The sequence below is a fragment of the Vibrio sp. 10N.261.52.A1 genome (assembly GCF_002876325.1).
Lineage (GTDB): Bacteria > Pseudomonadota > Gammaproteobacteria > Enterobacterales > Vibrionaceae > Vibrio > Vibrio chagasii.
Genome location: NZ_MCYD01000072.1, coordinates 1 through 1,940 on the forward strand (window position 1 = coordinate 1; position 1,940 = coordinate 1,940).

Annotated in this window: 3 protein-coding genes; 1 reads left to right on the forward strand and 2 read right to left on the reverse strand. The window is 43.4% G+C overall.

Going from position 1 to position 1,940, the window contains the following annotated elements:
- Nucleotides 1-110: 110 nt before the first annotated feature.
- On the forward strand, nucleotides 111-323 hold the full coding sequence (locus tag BCT81_RS01050) for a TIGR02450 family Trp-rich protein (protein ID WP_102423016.1): 213 nt from the start codon (nucleotides 111-113) through the stop codon (nucleotides 321-323).
- Between the two features lie 53 nt (nucleotides 324-376).
- Here BCT81_RS01050 and BCT81_RS01055 read toward each other — a convergent pair whose 3' ends face one another.
- Nucleotides 377-1,114 carry an HAD-IIB family hydrolase gene (locus BCT81_RS01055; protein ID WP_102423017.1) on the reverse strand — a complete coding sequence of 246 codons (738 nt, stop codon included), beginning with the start codon at nucleotides 1,112-1,114 and terminating at the stop codon, nucleotides 377-379.
- Between the two features lie 311 nt (nucleotides 1,115-1,425).
- Nucleotides 1,426-1,800, reverse strand: a complete 375-nt coding sequence (locus BCT81_RS01060) for a nuclear transport factor 2 family protein (RefSeq protein WP_102423018.1) — start codon at nucleotides 1,798-1,800, stop codon at nucleotides 1,426-1,428.
- Nucleotides 1,801-1,940 lie beyond the last annotated feature (140 nt).

The following is a 1,940-nucleotide window of genomic DNA, read 5'->3' on the forward strand; positions in this document are numbered from 1 at the left end:
GATCTTACTTGTGGCGTACTTGGATTTAAATTATGTTTTTTGGTATGTAGTGATCTTTTTAAATCTACAAGTCTTATAAAGTTCTGTTGCAATTGAGACAGGAAAAGCCCATGAACCGTATCAACCCCAAGAAACTATTTCGTAGTAAGTGGACGGCCGTTAGCCCGGTGAAAAAGGAAAAGCACTTCATGGTTACGGAGGTAGAGTTTGACGAAGGAGAAGTGGTGCGCTGTTTGATCGAAGCGGTGATGACGAAACGGGAAGAAGCGATAAATTGGCGCGACCTCACCGACAATCAAGCGTGGCTCCCTGGTTGGAAGTAGCAAGGAACCCAGCTTCGATTGAACTGCACAGCTGGAAGCTGCGAGGATATATATTAGCGGTTACTTGAAGCTCGTTGTTGCCAGTATTTAAGGCCTTCTAGCACACCTTCGGCATGGGTCGCCTTACTGGTATATACGTTATCTCTGTCTGATAGATGAGCCACTTCAGGGTAGTGGTTTGCTACTAATATTGAGTTCACACCCTCTATCGTAAGCATTGATGTATCGTTCGCTGAGTCACCGGCAACACACACCTGTTCAATACTCAAGTCATGTTGCTTCAGCAGGTGATGGATTGCCGTTGCTTTATTGACGCCTTTTGGTGTGATATCCAGATACCAGTCGTGTGAATAGGTGAGGTGGACATCTAAGCCATGGGATTCTAATTGTGATTCAATTAATGCATGCTGAGGTTCAGACAGCTTACCCTCAAAGGTCATCTTATGGGGACCTTGGTGGCCTTCTAAGCGTTCACCCATAAAGTCGAGTGGCGCTAGCGCCGACTCTACCTTTGACTTATTCCACGATGCTTCGAGTTTCTCATGCCAGATATGGTCAGGTTTTTGGATATGGTTGTGGTGAATTCTTGTTCCAACATCACTGATGATGCTGTGTGGTTCTGGGTAGTTATCTGATGCCAAGCCAACTTGAATGGAAGGGAGAGTTCTACCGGTCGCGATGATAAAGCGGATATCGGGTTGCTCTGTAAGGTAATTGAAAAGTTGATTAACCCCATGAGAAGGGCCGCCATCGAGTGTACCGTCAAAGTCACAAACCAACATTTTTATCATTCGAATTCCTTGTCACTCTCTTTAATTGTGATGGAAAAGCTCTCCATCATTTATACAAAGAATGGCTCAGCAATAACAACATCTCAAGTCGTCTTTGGTTCTCAATAAGTGAGATTCGATAGTTTGCAGCAAGTATCACACTTGGTGCTATGTCATGGAAACTAAAGATAAATCTATCAATCCTTTGGTGCGGATAATGATTGTGTTTAGTTGAAACAGTGACGGAGCGGGGCTGTGTTGTTATACAAAAAAGCCAGCAACCTGGCAGGGTGCTGGCTTTTGTTTTTGCTACTGTTTTGGGCTACTCGTCTCTAGCGTTCGCCTTGAACTTCGAAGTCGTCGCTTACTAGGCGAGCACAGCCATCGGCTTGTAGAGCCCAGTGTTCACGGTGTACAACACCGAATGCTTTGTTCATTGTCCAACTAGCAGTAAGGATGTATCCGCCTTCTGGGTGTTCTTCCCATTTTACGTCAGTGTAATCAACGTCTTTGAAACCTTGGTCCATGATACCTTGCCAAAATACTTGAATCGCTTCACGACCTTCAAAAGTACCAAATGGACGAGCTTCCATTACGCAGTTCTCTGTATATTGATCTGCACAACCTTTCGCATCTTGGCTGTTGAATGCTTTTTGCCATGCGTTAATGCCTTGCTTACACGCTTCTAATACTTGATTGTTTGACATTGTTTTCTCCATAACAGTCTTCTTTGAAACACTGTGTTTTTGATTGGGTTATCTCGATAAGTTGAATACAGTTTAGCTTTGGTAATTAACTTGAAAAACAGAGATAATAGAAAATACCGTTTGTAAAAAGAGAACAATAA

Coding starts and splice junctions, on each gene's coding strand:
- BCT81_RS01050 (WP_102423016.1), top strand. CDS start 111: ATGAACCGTATCAACCCCAAGAAACTATTTCGTAGTAAGTGGACGGCC.
- BCT81_RS01055 (WP_102423017.1), bottom strand. CDS start 1,114: ATGATAAAAATGTTGGTTTGTGACTTTGACGGTACACTCGATGGCGGC.
- BCT81_RS01060 (WP_102423018.1), bottom strand. CDS start 1,800: ATGTCAAACAATCAAGTATTAGAAGCGTGTAAGCAAGGCATTAACGCA.